We start from the raw sequence: 16,373 nt of genomic DNA on the forward strand, positions 1-16,373 counted from the left end.
AAAACCCGCCATAACTTTACTTATCCCTGATCATACCATGTTCAAGAAAAAATTTCAGCATCTCTCTTGTTTCTATAAATGCAGGATGATTATCAGGTATTTTTGATAGGATTCTGATTTGCGTGGCAAATATATCATCTGATGTAATTTCATTGCTCCCAATATCATTTTTACATATTTCCACGGTTATTTCTTTGGGTGATAGGCCTGCTGTGTCCTTGTCTTTGATTAAATCTAAATAAAAGTCAGGTAGGTTTTCGATTAAAAAAACCTCTGGGTTTATTACCGGTAAATAACCTATGAAATTATATGAGAAATCAATAAATCCACGATGAAGAAGCTTTTTTTGCTTCTCATTAGGTTTGCCGCCATTTCCATCTGTCGGAATTTTTATTTCACACCCAAGGATGCTTTTTAATATTTCAGATAGAGCAGGATCTTGGTCTTCTGGAATTTGGGTGGACTTTATAAAGTCAGTAAGTGTTTTTTGATCTCCATCCAATAAAAATACTGCATTAGTTACATTGGATAAAAATAACGGGACAGCAATATTACCTAGTAAAGTGGTTGCTCCAGCAGGACAGTAAATTATATCAAATGTATTGACTAAAGCTGAACCACCAGTTTTTAAAGCCTTTTCAACGAATTTCTGAGCGAGTTTATCTTCGACGAAAATTGTTTTTTTTGACAGTCTGTCACCGAGAGTGAAAAATGCCTCCTCTGGACTAACATTTTCAAGAATACTTACTTTGCCTGTTGTGGAATTTAATGTAAAAAGTTTTATAGACTCTTGAGGAAGATCCCTTACAATTGATGACGAATGGGTCGAAATAACAACCTGATGTTTGTTTTTAAGACAAATTTGGTTTAAAAATTCCATGAGTCTTATTTGTGCAGCAGGATGGAGCGAAACTTCTGGTTCGTCTAATAAGATTAAAGAAGCATTTGGGGCGTTTATTATCTGATTAACCAATAAAGTTACTGCAAATTCCCCACTGCCTGCAAAGGCTTCAGAATAGTTAAGACTGTTTGATTCCAGTATAACTGTAGATGCTTTATCATTAGTGAAGAGGGCATGCTCCACTAGTCTGATGCTTTTATAAGTTCGACCTAAAATATGGCTTATAATTTCAACTTTCTCTTTGGAAAGAAGTTCGTTATTATATAACCTCTCCTTTTTACCCTTGAAAGGTTTGCAGCTGGATGAATTGTTTTCAATTACATCTTTTAATATGTGGCTTCTTTTACGTAAAAAAGTTTTCTTAGGATAAAGATTAAAGTCAGAGTGGTAAAAAAATTTGTCAAAAGCACTTATTGATGCCCTGAAGTCGATATAGGTAACTAATTTATCAATTTGTTTCCATCGCGACTTTTGTTGATTTGGGGAAACAATATTTTTTGGCATTTTTTTCATGCCATCACCTGCAAGTGGTCTAGATGTTTCCCAAAGATCAGGATCATCAGGGTCAACGATCCTTGTTTTAATTACTTCGACAACTTCTTTGATTGAATAATCGAAATAACCATATATGAATCTTGATCTTCCATCATCTTTTATTTCATCAATGTCAGTGGAAAACCACAAGCTACCAAGAGAGTAGTTATTAGGAGAGCCATAGAGGGCCCTTAAAACCGAACTCTTATTTGTTCCGTTTTGTCCTACTAATGCTGTGATAGGATAATTAAAATTAATTACACTGAACTCTTCAAGATTTTTATAGAAAGGAAACCTAATGTGTCGGATGAACGGCTCTATGGTTTTTGAACTCATCAGCCCTCTTAATTTTATGATCTCGCTCACGTTTTGTACTTCCGTGTTGATATTTTCTAATATCATATAAAAACACTAACGCGTACGCAAAAACTATCGTAATCTGTTAAGAGTGGTCACTTCGACACACCGCTTAACCATTAGAACCCTGCCGCTCGGCGGGGTTTTTGCTTTCCGGCGATACGACAGGGGGTATTCTCGAGATGCATTGCATCAGTACCCTTGTCACATCGTCGTATATCGCATAATTGATTTGCTTCGCCTCACCGTGGCGTAGAGGTGTTGGGCAATAGCTCCCTCTGTTATTTATATAAACAAAAATGTTTATTCTTTGCTTGATGCTATAAACAAAAATGTTTATACTTGTCTCAAGTTAAACAGACAGGAGGAGGAAGTGAAGCAAAGCGAGTTGAGGCGTTGGCTTGCAGCTCAAGGGGCAGAATTTAAAGATGGTACTAACCACTTGAAAATCTATCTCAACGGCAAGCAAACGGTAATGCCGAGACATCCGGGGAAGGAAATACCGGAACCGCTGAGGAAGGCAATTCTTAAGCAACTCGGTATCAAATAAAATCCAGCCCCTCGGGGCTGGTACTCGCGGAGGTTCACTTAATCAATATGCGATACCCGGTAATTTTTGAGCATGACGAAACCGGCTGGGCGGTATTCTTTCCGGATATCCCAGAGGCAATGACGGGAGGAGAGACCAGGGAGGAAGCGTTAGAAATGGCGCAAGATGCCCTGGTAACGGCGTTTGATTTTTACTTTGACGACCGCCGGGAGATTCCCGCTCCATCAGCAGAAGGTGATGCGTTTGTTGAGGTTCCGGCCAGCGTGGCAGCTAAAGTATTGCTGTTAAACCGTCTGGTCAGCACCAACACCAGCAATGCTGATCTCGCCCGCTTGATTAACACGCGCCCACAGGAAGTGCAGCGCATCGTGTCTCTTGGTCACAGTACCAAAATCGATACGATCCAAAAAGCGCTATCAGCGTTGGGGCAAAAGATGGAAATTGTCGTCCACTAATCTCTATATATCCTAATCAAAGGTCGCCGTACTGGCGGCCTTTTTCATTTATGGATACGGCTTGTTGCTAAATCAGCTGAGTCCTTTATCCAAACCATCCTAATGTAATCCGGGGGGCTCTGAAAATGCCATTACCTCGATAACTGGTTATTTCTGATGGAGTTGCTGCATAGCTGGTGGCTTAGCGATACGCCTATGGTATTGACGTATAGAATCTTCCCATCATAAGGTATTGATGTGGTGAATCCCCCTGTGCGGAGGGGCGACCAGTCAGTTACAGAAACCTGTAAATGCAGCGCGGGCCATGCCGACTGGGGCATGCTCACCGGGAGGCACCCGGCACCACACTGCCACTAAACATTTTTAAGATTTATGGCAGGTTTACTTTTGCGGTTGCCCTTCTATGTTTATAGAACGTAACGGCAAAAGTGAATGCTTCCTGGTAAATCGGTAGCTCGGACTATTAGGAGTTCCTTCGTTTCGTTACTACCTAGAATGCCTACTTTCTGCCCGCCTTCAGGCGGGCTTTTTTACGCCATCAATAGGGCGCTTCAGAAAGAAAAGGTAAACATCATTTGAAGACTGCGCTTTGCGTGGCCTTTTTCATTTCAGGCTCACGGGAATCATCATCGATACGGCTCATTGTTAAATCAGCCCGATGGGCCTGACCCCCTACACGCACAAAGCACCCCGTTAATCCGGAGGTGGAGTATGTATCGAATGGACAAGCTAACAACAGGTATTGCCTACGGAACGTCCGCAGGTAACGCGGGGTTCTGGATGTTGCAATTGCTCGACAAAGTATCCCCATCCCAGTGGGCCGCTATTGGTGTTCTGGGAAGTCTGGTATTTGGCTTGCTGACATACCTGACGAATCTGTATTTCAAAATTAAAGAAGACCGGCGAAAAGCTGTGCGAGGTGAATAATGTCTCCGACACTACGTAAAAGCGTTCTTGCTGCAGTCGGCGGTGGAGCCTTTGCGATTGCCTCTGCACTCATTACTGGCCCGACGGGTAATGATGGGCTTGAGGGAGTGCGATACGACCCTTATCAGGATGTGGTAGGTGTCTGGACGGTTTGCTACGGCCACACAGGTAAAGACATCATGCTCGGCAAAACCTATACCGAGGCAGAGTGTCGGGCGCTACTAAATAAAGACCTGAATACCGTCGCCAGGCAGATCAACCCTTACATCAAAAAACCGATCCCAGATACTATGCGTGGGGCTTTGTACTCGTTCGCCTATAACGTCGGAACTGGTAACTTCCAGACCTCCACACTGCTTCGCAAAATCAACCAGGGTGACCCTAAAGGAGCGTGCGATCAACTGCTCCGCTGGACCTATGCCAAAGGTAAGCAGTGGAAAGGACTTATTACCCGGAGGGAAGTTGAGCGTGAAGTTTGTTTATGGGAGCAAAGATGAGTCGCTTAACCGCCGTTATCATCGCTATAACAATCCTGCTGGCCTCTAACGTGATTTCGTGGCGCTCAGGCTGGAGTTCTCACGCTGATCACATCAATGCTCAAGCTTCAAAGAAGAGAGAGAAGGCCGAGAGTACCATTAAGCCTGTAGAGGAAAAGGCCGCTACTGCTAACGAAGCGGGTAAGGTCATCTACAAAACAATAACCCGTGACGTGGTGAAATATGTTCAGTCTCCGAATCGTATTGTATGCAGGTTTGATGATGATGCTGTGCAGCTGCGTCAGCGCGCCATCGATGCTGCCAACTCCATCCCCGGATTTGATGAGCCCGCCGTGCAAAGCAAGTGACGCCGCGAAGGACAGCGACGAAGATCTGCAGGCTGATATTGAAAGCACTCAGTGCTTGCGGCAACTGAGATTGGATAAGTACCGCTGGCAGGCTTATTATAAAGCGATAGCCCGATAGGTTATTTTCTTGTTGAATTCAGTCCCTGCCTTGCTTATACCCTACCCAAAAATGAGTAGGTTGGTTGTGATTAGAAAATGTTATGCAAGAATGTCTGATCCAGCTTCAGGTGACAAACTGTCATTGGAAGTACTTGTATCAGATGGTGGACTTAAGATTTTATCTATTATTTTAATAAAGGAGTGGGACTCTCTCTCATGGTATAAAAGATAAGCAAGGTAAGTATATTTTACGAGGTGAACAGAATGCTGGGAATATCAATCTTGTCAGAGATGACACGATTGATTACACTCTTTGGGTGGTTAATAATTACACCGATGGAAATGGTGATTACGATGAATCCTCCCCTATGCTTTGCGCATTGTGCGAGGGGCAGATACTCATTATCTAATGCAAAAATACTTTTATAAGAAAACCATTAAGGCTTGATGAGCTCAGGTTTGAATATAACTAATCATCATACGCGCCTTATATGTTCGAAGGACATAACAACTCTTAGGTATCCTGTTTATGGATATCCTGGAAATGTGCTGCTGGTGGGCTTAGTTCTTGGAGTCTTTTGTCCAGCAGTTTCAGGTTATAAAAAACCCCGTGGAGTAAATCCGACAGATTGACGGGGTGCTGCAGGGGCAGCCAATGTAGGAGTATAGTCAGATTGCGGGATGTTTTTCTACTGGTTTTGAGAAAAAATGGAAGGCCAGATACTACAGGAAGTGGCTCATCCCTAAGCTCACAGGTAGAACGACGGACTTTGTCGTGGCAGAGCAAAGTCATTAGATAGTTTAGACAACACTCCGGATATAACAAGCGTAGCGGGTATAAATCAGTTAACGGAGCTCAGCGGCTAAGGCATCAAGCATTCACTAAGTGTCTTTGATAATGCTATAGTTCGCCAGAAAGAACAGATTGCATGGTGTCATGCGATACAGCTCATATTTAGAACGTCAGGGTTAAGTTAGCGGTGAATATAACTATTAATAGTGGGTTTTTTGGTTATTTGCTTTTTTTATTGACTATGTGGCCAGTTTTTATAACGATGTGTCTAGCAATGTCTATAGCATTTTACGGAGTGCTAATGAAGAAGACTGCACTTGCCTGGCTGCTTTCTGCTTTATTTTTTGGCATATTTGGGGGGCTGTATGGGTATTAACTTACTGATATTGAGGTTTTTTTGAAGCCTGCAAGAATTCATTGCAGTCGTCATCCATCGAATTCATGTATGCTGATAAGGATTTTTAAAGGAAAAGGAATGGATGATGAATACCCAGAAGCTTCTGGATACATACATGTTAGTTGGTGCCGGTCTTTCTCGCGTCAAATATGAGATTTTCACGGGAGATGAAGGGTCATATGCATTTATTACGATTTATGCATATGAGCCTCATTTCCATATTAAGGGCTATGATTCCTTAAAGTTAGACGAAACTGTTGATGTCAGATCTCAGATCGAAGGGCATTTCGCATATACCTACCAGTAGCCAAAACCATATTTCTGAATCTACAGCCCCGCTTATGCGGGGCTTTTTATTGGGGTGAATATGGCATCAAGTTCACCCAAGTTCACCCTGGCATCATCCCTGTAACACAAAACGGTGTTAACGACTGCGTTATCACTAACTTCGGAAAAAGTTATGCCTCCACGCGCTAAACGACCTTGCCGGCACAAAGGATGCACGGCAGTAACGAATGATGTCAGTGGGTTCTGTGAGATCCATCGGCAGCAACACGCCGGTGATGGCTGGCGTAACTATCAGCCCGGAAAAACTCGGCATGAACGTGGTTATGGTCGTCCGTGGGAAATTAAACGGGCCCGTATCATGAAGAGGGATAAATACCTTTGTCAGAACTGCAGGCGAGACGGTATTGCCACGAAAGCTTCAAGTGTCGACCACATCATTCCTAAAGCTCATGGTGGTACCGATGATGACTTTAATCTGGAGTCATTGTGCTGGACCTGCCACAGCAAGAAAACAGCAACAGAGAGAACCCGATGAAGAGTTTCAAAATTGAATACGTTGATGGCGTTTTGACCGTTCTGGAGACTGATGGTCAGTCACGAATGAATGAAGCCGTGCATGGCATCCATTTTGAGCATGTCCAGGGCGGCCGCCCACTGCTGAAACTGACGATTGCGCATGATATTGCACCGGCACCGGCTGCTGAGTCGGCCCAGGAACCTTTAGTGGGTGAGCTGGTACAGGATCAACAATCTCCGTTTCCCGGCGGTCGTCGTTCCCGCCATCGTAGGGGAGGTAAGCAATGATGTATAAACGCACGGATCTGACGCTCTCCATGTTCTATGCATCCAGCGCTGATGCAGACGGGAACAAAGTGGCTACGTTGACGATGCAGGTAATTGCAGCAGAGGTTGGAGCCGTCCAGACCAGCCAGCTGCGATGTATAACCGATAGCGCGAAGAAAAAAACGTATAGCGTAGGTGAACAATCTGTCAGTAATGGTTCCGATCCGTTGCTGGTCGCGATTGAGAATTACTGGCGTCAGAGCACGGATGTCGTCGTTAAAGGATTGATCGCCGAGGTGACCGACTTCATCGCAGGGAACATCAACTCAGTTAGCACCTGGATTGGTCAGTTTGGGATGAAGGTTTTCGAGAACCAGCCATTAGATGAACGGCTTCCAGAAAGCGTACTGCAGGCCGATGGAGGATCTGCTACAGCGACAGGATCCTGACCGCCGGTATAACAACTGGTGTTCATTGAACGTCTGATATATGCCGGCCCACGCAGTGCGAACCGTATTCGCCGCCGGCGCAGCCGGAATGACGACCTCCACCTCGACTGAGGCAGCTGCAGCCAGGGGGAAGGGGGGATCAAATCCCTGACCCCTTTCGCACTTCGGGACTGCCCGTTGAAGTCTATTTTTACACGCCAGAAATAAGAAACTTTTTTCCGGAAGGTTTCATCTATCAAAGGAACGTTTATGGCCGGAGGAATTCGATCGTCCGGTGGTGGCCGAAAACCCACTTTACCCACCGGGCAAAAAAGCAAATTAACACGTATTGCGCCTCCCGCTGAGTTAATGGGGGAGGCGGCAATAAGAATGTGGAAGACGCAAAGCAAAATACTCATCGACCGAGGGGTGTTTGAGTTGGAGGACGCACCTTTGTTGCTGGCTTACTGCAATGCTTTTCATCTGATGCTCGAAGCCGAAAAAATGCTGGCCAGCGGACTGACCTCAGAAAGTGAAATGGGGGGGCTGAAAAAACACCCTGCAGTTAATGTCCGGAATGACTCGGTTTCCCAGCTTGCCCGCCTGGGCTCTCTGTTGGGGTTAGATCCGCTCAGTCGTCTTCGCATGACCAGCGGACAAAAGGATCCGGACGATGACGGGAATGAATTCGATGAGTTTGACTGATGGCAACCTATCCGAACGTCAATGCAGCGAACCAGTATGCGCGGGATATCGTTGGCGGGAAGATTCTGGCGTGTCAGTTAACGGTACTTGCCTGTCAGCGACATCTGGACGACCTCGAACGAGCAAAGGATCCCCACTGGCCCTACCGCTTCGATAAAAACAAAGCAGAACGATTTCTTCGTTTTGCCCAGAAAATGCCTCATACCTCAGGGGAATGGGCCCGGCGTAAACTCCGGATTGAATTTGAAGCCTGGCAGAAGTTCGCTCTTGGCGTACCGTTTGGATGGGTACACAAGAAGACAGGCCTGCGTCGTTTCTCTGAAATCTATATCGAGGTGCCCAGGAAGAACGGGAAATCCGCTATTGCCGCTGCTGTAGGAAATTATATGTTTTGTGCAGATGGCGAGCATGGTGCAGAAGTCTATTGCGGCGCCACGACTGAAAAACAGGCATGGAAGGTATTTTCTCCGGCGCTGCAAATGGTGAAAAAGCTGCCGGCATTGCGGCAAAAATTCTCGATAAAACCCTGGGCAAAAAAAATGACGCGCCCTGACGGTTCGGTTTTTGCGCCTGTGATCGGTGACCCGGGGGATGGTGATTCGCCATCATGCGCCATCATTGATGAATATCACGAACATACTACTGATGCGCTTTACACTACCATGACCACCGGTATGGGGGCTCGTGAACAACCGATGACACTGATCATCACCACCGCCGGCTATGACATTACATCCCCTTGCTATGAAAAGCGTACTCAGGTTGTCGAGATCCTGCGGAGAACCCGTAATGGCGAGGAAAATGAAACCATATTTGGGCTGATTTATGGCCTTGATGACGATGATGACTGGACGACTCCTGAGGCATTAATCAAGGCAAACCCCAACTATGGCATTTCGGTAAAAGCAGATTTTCTCCGGGCTAAACAATTATTGGGTATGTCGACGCCCGGGCAGACAAACAAGATTCTGACCAAGCATTTCAATCGCTGGGTAAGCGCAAAATCAGCTTATTACGACCTGAGAAAATGGATGGATGCAGCCGATAAAAACCTTAAGTTGTCAGATTTTGAAGGGGAAGAATGCTGGCTGGGTATCGATCTGGCCTCGAAAGTTGACCTCAATGCCGTGGTTCCAGTTTTTCGTCGTGAAATAGACGGAATAACACATTTTTACTGTGTTTCTCCTCTGTTCTGGGCACCCGAAGAAACCATTTACTCGCAGGAGACCGCGCTGAAAAGTACCGCAGAACGTTATCAGTCCTTTGTCCGGCAGGGTAAGTTGATCCCGACCGATGGTGGTGAAGTTGATTACAGGCTGATATTTGAAACGATCCTGAAGCTGCGGAATACCGTAAAAATTGCCCAATGCCCCATTGATCCTTATGGCGCGACTTCATTACGTCACATGCTTGAGGAAGAGGGGCTTGAGCCTGTCGAGATAAGACAAAATTTTACCCACATGAGTGATCCTATGAGAGAGATTGAGGCTGCGCTCATCTCGGGGAGATTTCATCATGACGGACACCCCGTCATGAACTGGTGTATTTCCAATATCGTCGGCCAGTACCTTCCCGGAAGTGACGATATTGTGCGTCCCGGGAAAGAAGGGCGGCAGAATAAGATAGATGGTGCGGTTGGTTTAATGATGGGGCTGGGGCGCGCCATGCTTAACAGTTCAGTGATGACATCCGTATACGATGAGGAAGATATAGCATGCTAATTTCAGTTCTGAGTTTTATTGTCGGCCTCACTGGTGCTGGATTGTTATCCGCAGGTGCCTGGCTTATTTCTCCATCAGTGGGATTGATAACAGGAGGGATTATTTGTCTGGGCTGGTCATATATGACAACCCGGGCCTTTTCCTCCGGCGTCAGCAATGGCGGAGGTAAATAATGTTCCTACCCCAGATGTTCAGGGGCCGACAATACTCGGGTAATAGCTTCTGGGAAGCTATGCTGGGCGGGGTTCGTTCAAGCCAGAGCAAAACTGGCATCATAATCACGCCGGAAACCGCTCTGGGACTTTCAGCGGTCCGGGCCTGTGTCACCCTCCTGGCTGAGTCCGTCGCGCAGCTGCCGTGCGAACTTTACCGGCGGGATAAAAATGGCGGGCGCCAGCGTGCGACGGACCACCCGGTTTATGACCTGATTCATTCCCAGCCCAACAGAAAAGACACCTCATTCGAGTATTTCGAGCAGCAGCAGGGGTTGCTGGGGCTGGAGGGAAATTGCTACTCGATCATCGAACGGGACGGAAAAGGCTACCCGAAAGAGCTGATCCCCATTAACCCGAAAAAGGTCATTGTGCTGAAAGGGCCGGACGGTATGCCGTATTACGAACTCCCGGAAGTCGGTGAAATTTTGCCGATGCGCATGATGCACCATGTGAAGGTCTTTTCTCTGGATGGCTATATCGGCAGTTCCCCCATTCAGACGAACGCCGATGTCTTGGGGCTGAATCTGGCCGTTGAGGAGCATGCGGCAGCGACATTTCGGCGCGGGACAACGATGAGCGGGGTGATAGAGCGACCGAAAGAGGCTGCGACCATTAAAAGCCAGGATGCTATTGATCGCCTGCTGGCGAAATGGACCGAGCGCCATTCCGGTATTCACAATATGTTCTCTGTGGCACTGCTGCAGGAGGGCATGAGCTACAAACAACTGTCGCAGGATAACGAAAAGGCGCAGCTGCTACAGTCGCGGCAGTGGGGCGTGGAAGAGGTCTGCCGGCTCTATAAAATCCCGCCACATATGGTGCAGATGCTGGCGAAAGCGACCAACAACAACATCGAGCACCAGGGCCTACAGTTCGTGATGTATACGCTGCTGGCCTGGCTGAAACGCCATGAGGGTGCATTGCAGCGCGATCTGCTTCTGCCCAGCGAACGCCGCGATTTGTACATCGAGTTCAACGTTTCCGGGCTGATGCGAGGCGACCAGAAGTCACGCTATGAATCGTATGCGCTGGGCCGCCAGTGGGGATGGCTATCCACTAACGATATCCGGCGTATGGAGAATCTGCCGCCAATTGCCGGCGGGGACAAATACCTGACGCCGCTCAATATGGTCGACAGCGCGCAGATCCTTCCTGGCGATAAGTCGCCGACAGCAAAACAGCTGGCCGAAATCGAAACCCTTCTGGCCAGAGCCTGATTATTTCCCGCCGCGCGGGATGACCCGGAAGACAACATGACAACGAAATTAATTAACCTGCCGCACCTGGCAGATATGGTCTTTGGTGTGCCGCATTACGTGACGCGGCAAACAATGGACTCCGTGAAAGCGGTGCTCATCCCCCGTATTCAGGGGATCACCGAAGATGCCGTCATTCAGATGGCGCTGAATCCGGGTAAATCACCTGCTGCTGAGCAGGTCCAGCCCACCGGCGGGGTGGCGGTGATCCCCGTTCACGGCATTCTTGTTCCACGCCGGGGGCAGATTACGGCGATGTGCTCCGAGCTGACCAGCTACGAGCGGATCCGCGGGCAGTTGCAGGCGGCGTTAAACGACCCCTCAATCAGCGAAATCGTTCTGGATATTAACTCCGGCGGCGGCGCAGCGGTGGGGTGCAAGGAGCTGGCCGATTACATTTATCAGTCTCGCGACACGAAACCCATCACGGCGATTGTGAACTACAGCGCGTATTCCGCCGCGTATTTCATCGCATCGGCCTGCAGCAAAATCATCGTCAGCCAGACCAGTGGCGTGGGGTCGATTGGTGTGATCATGGAGCACCTAGATACGTCGAAGATGGAAGAAAAAATGGGGCTGACGTTCACCACCATTTACCGGGGAGATAACAAAAATAACGGCACCCAACATGAACCACTGAGTGAAGAGTCGCTGGGTATGTTCCAGGGCATGATCGACGAAATGTACGAGACGTTTACGGGGTCGGTGGCCGAATATCGCGGCCTGAAGCAGCAGGCCGTCATTGATACGCAGGCGGGGCTGTATTTTGGCCCTGGCGCGGTGTCTGCCGGCCTGGCGGATGAAGTCTCTGACCCCCACGCGGCGATCAATGCTATCGCGGCAAAGTATCAGCAACCCCGTCAAAAAACCTCCATTCAGATGCAGGCAGCCGCGATGGACCTGCAAACCAAAATGTAACCCGGCGCAAACACAAACCGCGTCACCTTAAGCAGCCAGCAGGCTGCTTTTTTTATGTCTAAAAAGAGAGAAATCAAATGCCACAGATTGAAGAATTGCGTCGTCAGCGTGCGGGTATCAACGAACAGGTTCAGGCCCTGGCAACCATTGACGCCAGCGGCAGCACGCTGACTGCGGAGCAGCTGACGGAGTTTGCGAACCTGCAGCAGCAGTTCACTGATATCAGCGCCAAAATTGAACGCCTGGAAGCCGCCGAACGTGCTGCGGCGCTGGTCGCAAAACCCGTGAAAGCGACTCAGCAGGCCCCCGGCATTATTGTTAAGCAGGAGCCTAAACAGTACACCGGTGCTGGCATGACCCGACTGGTTATGTCTGTCGCCGCAGGCGCAGGGAATCTGCAGGACGCGGCAAAATTCGCTTCAGAAGAGCTGAATGACCAGTCCGTATCGATGGCCATTTCCACCGCAGCGGCGTCCGGTGGTGTGCTTATTCCGCAGAACCTCCACAGTGAGGTGATCGAGCTACTGAGCGACCGAACCATCGTCCGCAAGCTGGGTGCCCGTCCCGTTCCGCTGCCTAACGGTAATATGACGCTACCACGCGTGGCCGGTGGAGCAACGGCAAGCTACACAGGAGAAAACAAAGACGCCAAGACATCAGAAACACGCTTTGATGATGTAAAACTTACGGCGAAAACTCTGATTGCGATGGTGCCTATTTCCAATGCACTGATTGGCCGCGCCGGATTCAACGTCGAGCAGCTGGTCCTGCAGGATATTCTGACCGCCATCTCAGTGCGTGAGGATAAAGCCTTTATGCGCGATGACGGTACCGGCGATACACCGATTGGTATGAAGGCGCGCGCGACGCAGTGGAACCGCCTGCTGCCGTGGGAAGCTGATGCAGCGATCAACCTGAACACAGTTGACGAGTACCTGGACAAGATCATTTTGATGGCGATGGACGGCAACAGCAATATGATCAGCAGCGGCTGGGGCATGTCGAACCGTACCTATATGAAGTTGTTTGGGCTGCGTGACGGCAACGGCAACAAAGTCTATCCGGAAATGGCTCAGGGATTACTTAAAGGATATCCGGTTCAGCGTACCAGCGCGATCCCTGCGAATCTGGGGACCGGGGGTAAGGAGACTGAGATTTACTTTGCTGACTTCAATGATGTGGTTATCGCTGAAGACGGCAATATGAAAGTCGACTTCTCGAAGGAAGCCTCTTACATCGATGCCGATGGCACCCTGGTATCTGCGTTTTCCCGTAACCAGTCGCTAATCCGCGTTGTTACTGAGCATGATATTGGCTTCCGTCATCCGGAAGGCCTGGTGCTGGGTACCGGCGTCCTGTTCTAACCCATCCCTCAGTAAATACGGCCCGCATATGCGGGCTTTTCCCTTTCAGGAGAATGTTATGGCTGCGAAAAATAAAGCAGTGGAGCCGGAAGAAACAGGCACACAGGACAACCATGCGACCGTGGTCGCACAGGCAGAGCGTAAATCCGTTGTGTTCCTTGGGCCGCACCACCGTTATTCCCGTGGAGATATCGCGTGCTTTGAAGGATCGCGCGCCGAAGAACTGGTTAAGCGGCGTATCGCGGTATGGCCGGAGGATGCCGAACGTGCGCTGAAACCGAAGCCGGGAGACAGCGATTTTGATACTGACATTGGATGATGTGAAAACCCAGCTACGCCTGGAACTGGACTTCACGGAGCATGATGCCATGCTCACGCAAATGGTGAACGCCGCGCAGCGGAGCATCGAGCGTGATTACTACTGCAAGCTGGTCACCAGTGATGAAGAGCTGCAGGCGCTCCCGGAGACCGTCCGCGGATTCATCGCGGATGAAGATATCCGGCTGGCTATTCAGTTTCTGGTCAGCGATGCGTATCTGAATGGCCATACCGGACAGTGGCTGGAAACCGATGCGGTGAGGCATCTTCTTTTCCCCCTGCAGGAGCATACGCTATGAGCCTGAAACCGGGTGATATGAACTGTCGCATTGCAATTAGCTACGTTCAGTCCGGTCGGGGGCCGCTGGGCGAACCGCTACCGGAAAAGCAGGTTGAATCGGGAAAAGCGTGGGCAAAACGGGAGCTGGTATCGGGGCGGAAAGTCCGCACGCTGGATCAGCAGCAGGTGGTGGAAACCTGCCTGTTTACGGTCTATCCGGGTGTGCTGGTTGATATTGACTGGAAAATTACGACGAAAAATCTGGTTTATACCGTCCGGAATATCGACCGCAAAACGGACCGGATCATTATCACGGGGGAGGCTGACGGGCGGCATGATAGAGCTGGCGATTAAGGGTGCGCTGGAGCGCATCACCGGCATGAATGCGTATCCGCTTTTACTGCCGGACACGGTCCAGGAAGGAGCGACCTTTCAGCGTATCTCTGACCCGGAAATGGTCTCTGGAATGTTGCGAACGGGGATCGTATCTGCCCGTATCCAGGTGAATCTGTACCGTCTCGATGATTACACCTCACTGCTGCAGCTGGATAAAAAAATCTGGACGGAACTGAAGTCCGTCGTTCATGGCCAGCTGGAGGGTATTCCGGTTCAGTATGTGGAACGAGGCGGCATCCATCAGGATAAAAACCAGCTGACGAATCGTCGCATTCAGTATCGCCTGACCCGCGATTTCATCATTCACTACGTGGAGGACTCCTCGTGATCCGAATGGAAGTTAAAGGGCTGGATGAGCTGGAGCGGCAGTTAATGGCCCTGGGCGAAAAAGTGGCGACGAAGGTATTGCGGGATGCCGGGCGCGAAGCGCTAAAGGTCGTCGAGGAAGATATGAAGCAGCATGCCGGCTTTGACGAAACGTCTGCCGGGCCGCACATGCGGGACTCAATCAAAATCCGCTCTTCCACCCGCAAGGGTAAAGGGAACGCGGTTGTAACGCTCCGTGTTGGCCCCAGCAAGCAGCACCATATGAAGGCGCTGGCGCAGGAGTTTGGCACGGTTAAACAGGTTGCAGACCCCTTTATCCGACCCGCCCTGGATTACAACCTCCAGACCGTTTTGCGCGTGTTAACCGTGGAAATCCGAAACGGCATTGAAAACAGGTAGCATCCGCTGCCGTATAAAAAGAGAGAGAAACATGGCTGATAAAACTTCGCCTGAATATGCGATGTTGCCGGCGGGCACCATTGTGAAATACGGGGAGCCTGGCGCTGCCACGTCAGCGCTGAAACCGCTGATTAACTGTAAAGCGCTGGGTGCAATGGGGCAGACGGGGGGCTTTGTCGACTGCACCACGTTACTGGATAAGCAGAAACAGTCCATCAGCGATCTGCCTGACGGGCCTGAAAAGTCGCTGGGCTTCATTGATGATCCGGGCAATACCGATTTTGCCGCGCTGCTGAACGCAGCAGAGGCCCGCAAGACCATCCAGTTATACGTCGAATTACCCAACAAGCGAACAGCGACGATGCTCCTGGCGCTGTCCGGGTGGCAGATGAATGAAATCGCCGCTCCGGCGAATGAGGTCATCCAGATCACTGTTCAGGGTAAACAGAACAAGATCACCTGGGGAACCGTCGCTGTCTCCGGCGGCGCCTGATTAACTTAACCTGTAAACAGCCACCTTCGGGTGGCTTTTTATTTTTAAGGACTACCTGTGAAAGATAAAGATTACCTGTCCACGCTGAAATCCGCGTTGCTTAAATCGGAGCCAACCGTCATTAAAACCGAGTTATTTGGCGCCACCGTATTCATCCGCCGCCTGACCGGGGATTACCTCATCAGCTACGAAGAGAAAATGGCTGAAACCGCAAAAGCTGGCGCAGCGCGCGAGGCATCGGAGCAAGTCATTCAGATCGTCATCGATGCACTGGTTCAGCCGGATGGAACGGCCATTCCGGATGAATTTAAACCCACGGCAGCCGAGCTGCTGAAGGCCCATGAAAACCCCGAACTGCTGGCCGCTGTGGAAAAAGTGAAGCAACACGCAATCGGCAAGCTGGAGGAAGCGGAAAAAAACTGAGTGACTCGCCCTGGCTGGAGCTGATCTTCTGGCTGGCCGACCGCTGGGGCGAGCCTGACCCATCCAAAATTGCCGCATTGCCGGCCAACACTCTGTACCACTGGCGAGCCTACTTCCTGAAACAAGGCACTTTCCGCCGTCCTGGCGATGAAAACGCGCCACCTACCGAAACCATACCTGCGCCATCCCGGGTCGATGATGA

The 16,373-nt window shown here is 49.5% G+C and carries 22 protein-coding genes; 21 read left to right on the forward strand and 1 reads right to left on the reverse strand.

Going from position 1 to position 16,373, the window contains the following annotated elements:
* Positions 1–16: 16 nt before the first annotated feature.
* Positions 17–1,801 carry an ATP-dependent nuclease gene (locus CE636_RS25335; protein ID WP_032415155.1) on the reverse strand — a complete coding sequence of 595 codons (1,785 nt, stop codon included), beginning with the start codon at positions 1,799–1,801 and terminating at the stop codon, positions 17–19.
* 364 nt (positions 1,802–2,165) lie between these two features.
* On the opposite strand from CE636_RS25335, the gene CE636_RS25340 reads away from it, so the two are divergent.
* From CE636_RS25340 to CE636_RS25455, 21 genes are all read left to right on the forward strand, one after another.
* Positions 2,166–2,342: a type II toxin-antitoxin system HicA family toxin gene (locus CE636_RS25340; protein ID WP_012542177.1), complete on the forward strand. Its 177-nt coding sequence runs from the start codon at positions 2,166–2,168 to the stop codon at positions 2,340–2,342.
* Positions 2,343–2,389: 47 nt separating this feature from the next.
* Positions 2,390–2,797 (forward strand): type II toxin-antitoxin system HicB family antitoxin, encoded by a 408-nt coding sequence (locus tag CE636_RS25345; protein WP_017898984.1) that lies wholly within the window; start codon positions 2,390–2,392, stop codon positions 2,795–2,797.
* 711 nt (positions 2,798–3,508) lie between these two features.
* Positions 3,509–3,724 carry a class II holin family protein gene (locus tag CE636_RS25350; RefSeq protein WP_017880269.1) on the forward strand — a complete coding sequence of 72 codons (216 nt, stop codon included), beginning with the start codon at positions 3,509–3,511 and terminating at the stop codon, positions 3,722–3,724.
* On the forward strand, positions 3,724–4,221 hold the full coding sequence (locus tag CE636_RS25355; protein ID WP_017898985.1) for a lysozyme: 498 nt from the start codon (positions 3,724–3,726) through the stop codon (positions 4,219–4,221). The genes CE636_RS25350 and CE636_RS25355 overlap by 1 nt, the downstream gene beginning before the upstream one ends.
* Positions 4,218–4,568: a hypothetical protein gene (locus CE636_RS25360; protein ID WP_017898986.1), complete on the forward strand. Its 351-nt coding sequence runs from the start codon at positions 4,218–4,220 to the stop codon at positions 4,566–4,568. The genes CE636_RS25355 and CE636_RS25360 overlap by 4 nt, the downstream gene beginning before the upstream one ends.
* Before the next feature lie 1,749 nt (positions 4,569–6,317).
* Positions 6,318–6,680: an HNH endonuclease gene (locus tag CE636_RS25380; protein ID WP_017898990.1), complete on the forward strand. Its 363-nt coding sequence runs from the start codon at positions 6,318–6,320 to the stop codon at positions 6,678–6,680.
* Positions 6,632–6,949, forward strand: a complete 318-nt coding sequence (locus CE636_RS25385) for a hypothetical protein (RefSeq protein WP_014228902.1) — start codon at positions 6,632–6,634, stop codon at positions 6,947–6,949. The genes CE636_RS25380 and CE636_RS25385 overlap by 49 nt, the downstream gene beginning before the upstream one ends.
* Positions 6,946–7,377, forward strand: a complete 432-nt coding sequence (locus CE636_RS25390; protein ID WP_017898991.1) for a hypothetical protein — start codon at positions 6,946–6,948, stop codon at positions 7,375–7,377. The genes CE636_RS25385 and CE636_RS25390 overlap by 4 nt, the downstream gene beginning before the upstream one ends.
* A gap of 249 nt (positions 7,378–7,626) precedes the next feature.
* The gene (locus CE636_RS25395) at positions 7,627–8,061 is read left to right on the forward strand and encodes a phage terminase small subunit P27 family (RefSeq protein ID WP_012542168.1); all 435 of its coding nucleotides are present in this window, start codon (positions 7,627–7,629) and stop codon (positions 8,059–8,061) included.
* Positions 8,061–9,782: a terminase large subunit gene (locus tag CE636_RS25400; RefSeq protein WP_012542167.1), complete on the forward strand. Its 1,722-nt coding sequence runs from the start codon at positions 8,061–8,063 to the stop codon at positions 9,780–9,782. The genes CE636_RS25395 and CE636_RS25400 overlap by 1 nt, the downstream gene beginning before the upstream one ends.
* A complete protein-coding gene (locus CE636_RS25405; RefSeq protein ID WP_017898992.1) occupies positions 9,776–9,955 on the forward strand; it encodes a hypothetical protein in 180 nt (59 codons plus the stop codon). Before CE636_RS25400 ends, CE636_RS25405 begins: the two co-directional genes overlap by 7 nt.
* Positions 9,955–11,214, forward strand: coding sequence for a phage portal protein (locus CE636_RS25410; protein WP_025999130.1), 1,260 nt, complete (start codon positions 9,955–9,957; stop codon positions 11,212–11,214). The genes CE636_RS25405 and CE636_RS25410 overlap by 1 nt, the downstream gene beginning before the upstream one ends.
* A gap of 36 nt (positions 11,215–11,250) precedes the next feature.
* Positions 11,251–12,171, forward strand: a complete 921-nt coding sequence (locus CE636_RS25415; protein ID WP_017898994.1) for a S49 family peptidase — start codon at positions 11,251–11,253, stop codon at positions 12,169–12,171.
* A 77-nt stretch (positions 12,172–12,248) separates the two neighbouring features.
* Complete coding sequence (locus CE636_RS25420) at positions 12,249–13,535, forward strand: phage major capsid protein (protein ID WP_017898995.1); 1,287 nt, start codon at positions 12,249–12,251, stop codon at positions 13,533–13,535.
* A 58-nt stretch (positions 13,536–13,593) separates the two neighbouring features.
* On the forward strand, positions 13,594–13,854 hold the full coding sequence (locus tag CE636_RS25425) for a hypothetical protein (protein ID WP_014907814.1): 261 nt from the start codon (positions 13,594–13,596) through the stop codon (positions 13,852–13,854).
* Positions 13,835–14,152, forward strand: coding sequence for a head-tail connector protein (locus CE636_RS25430; protein WP_023316689.1), 318 nt, complete (start codon positions 13,835–13,837; stop codon positions 14,150–14,152). The genes CE636_RS25425 and CE636_RS25430 overlap by 20 nt, the downstream gene beginning before the upstream one ends.
* Positions 14,149–14,487, forward strand: a complete 339-nt coding sequence (locus CE636_RS25435; RefSeq protein WP_014228910.1) for a head-tail adaptor protein — start codon at positions 14,149–14,151, stop codon at positions 14,485–14,487. The genes CE636_RS25430 and CE636_RS25435 overlap by 4 nt, the downstream gene beginning before the upstream one ends.
* The gene (locus CE636_RS25440) at positions 14,468–14,857 is read left to right on the forward strand and encodes a hypothetical protein (protein WP_017880258.1); all 390 of its coding nucleotides are present in this window, start codon (positions 14,468–14,470) and stop codon (positions 14,855–14,857) included. The genes CE636_RS25435 and CE636_RS25440 overlap by 20 nt, the downstream gene beginning before the upstream one ends.
* A gap of 5 nt (positions 14,858–14,862) precedes the next feature.
* Positions 14,863–15,255, forward strand: coding sequence for an HK97-gp10 family putative phage morphogenesis protein (locus CE636_RS25445; protein WP_014907811.1), 393 nt, complete (start codon positions 14,863–14,865; stop codon positions 15,253–15,255).
* A gap of 31 nt (positions 15,256–15,286) precedes the next feature.
* Positions 15,287–15,748, forward strand: a complete 462-nt coding sequence (locus CE636_RS25450; protein WP_014228913.1) for a major tail shaft subunit — start codon at positions 15,287–15,289, stop codon at positions 15,746–15,748.
* Between the two features lie 57 nt (positions 15,749–15,805).
* Positions 15,806–16,171 (forward strand): phage tail protein, encoded by a 366-nt coding sequence (locus CE636_RS25455; RefSeq protein WP_014228914.1) that lies wholly within the window; start codon positions 15,806–15,808, stop codon positions 16,169–16,171.
* Positions 16,172–16,373 lie beyond the last annotated feature (202 nt).

This window comes from Klebsiella sp. LY (assembly GCF_004010915.1).
Taxonomy (GTDB): Bacteria; Pseudomonadota; Gammaproteobacteria; order Enterobacterales; family Enterobacteriaceae; genus Klebsiella; species Klebsiella quasipneumoniae.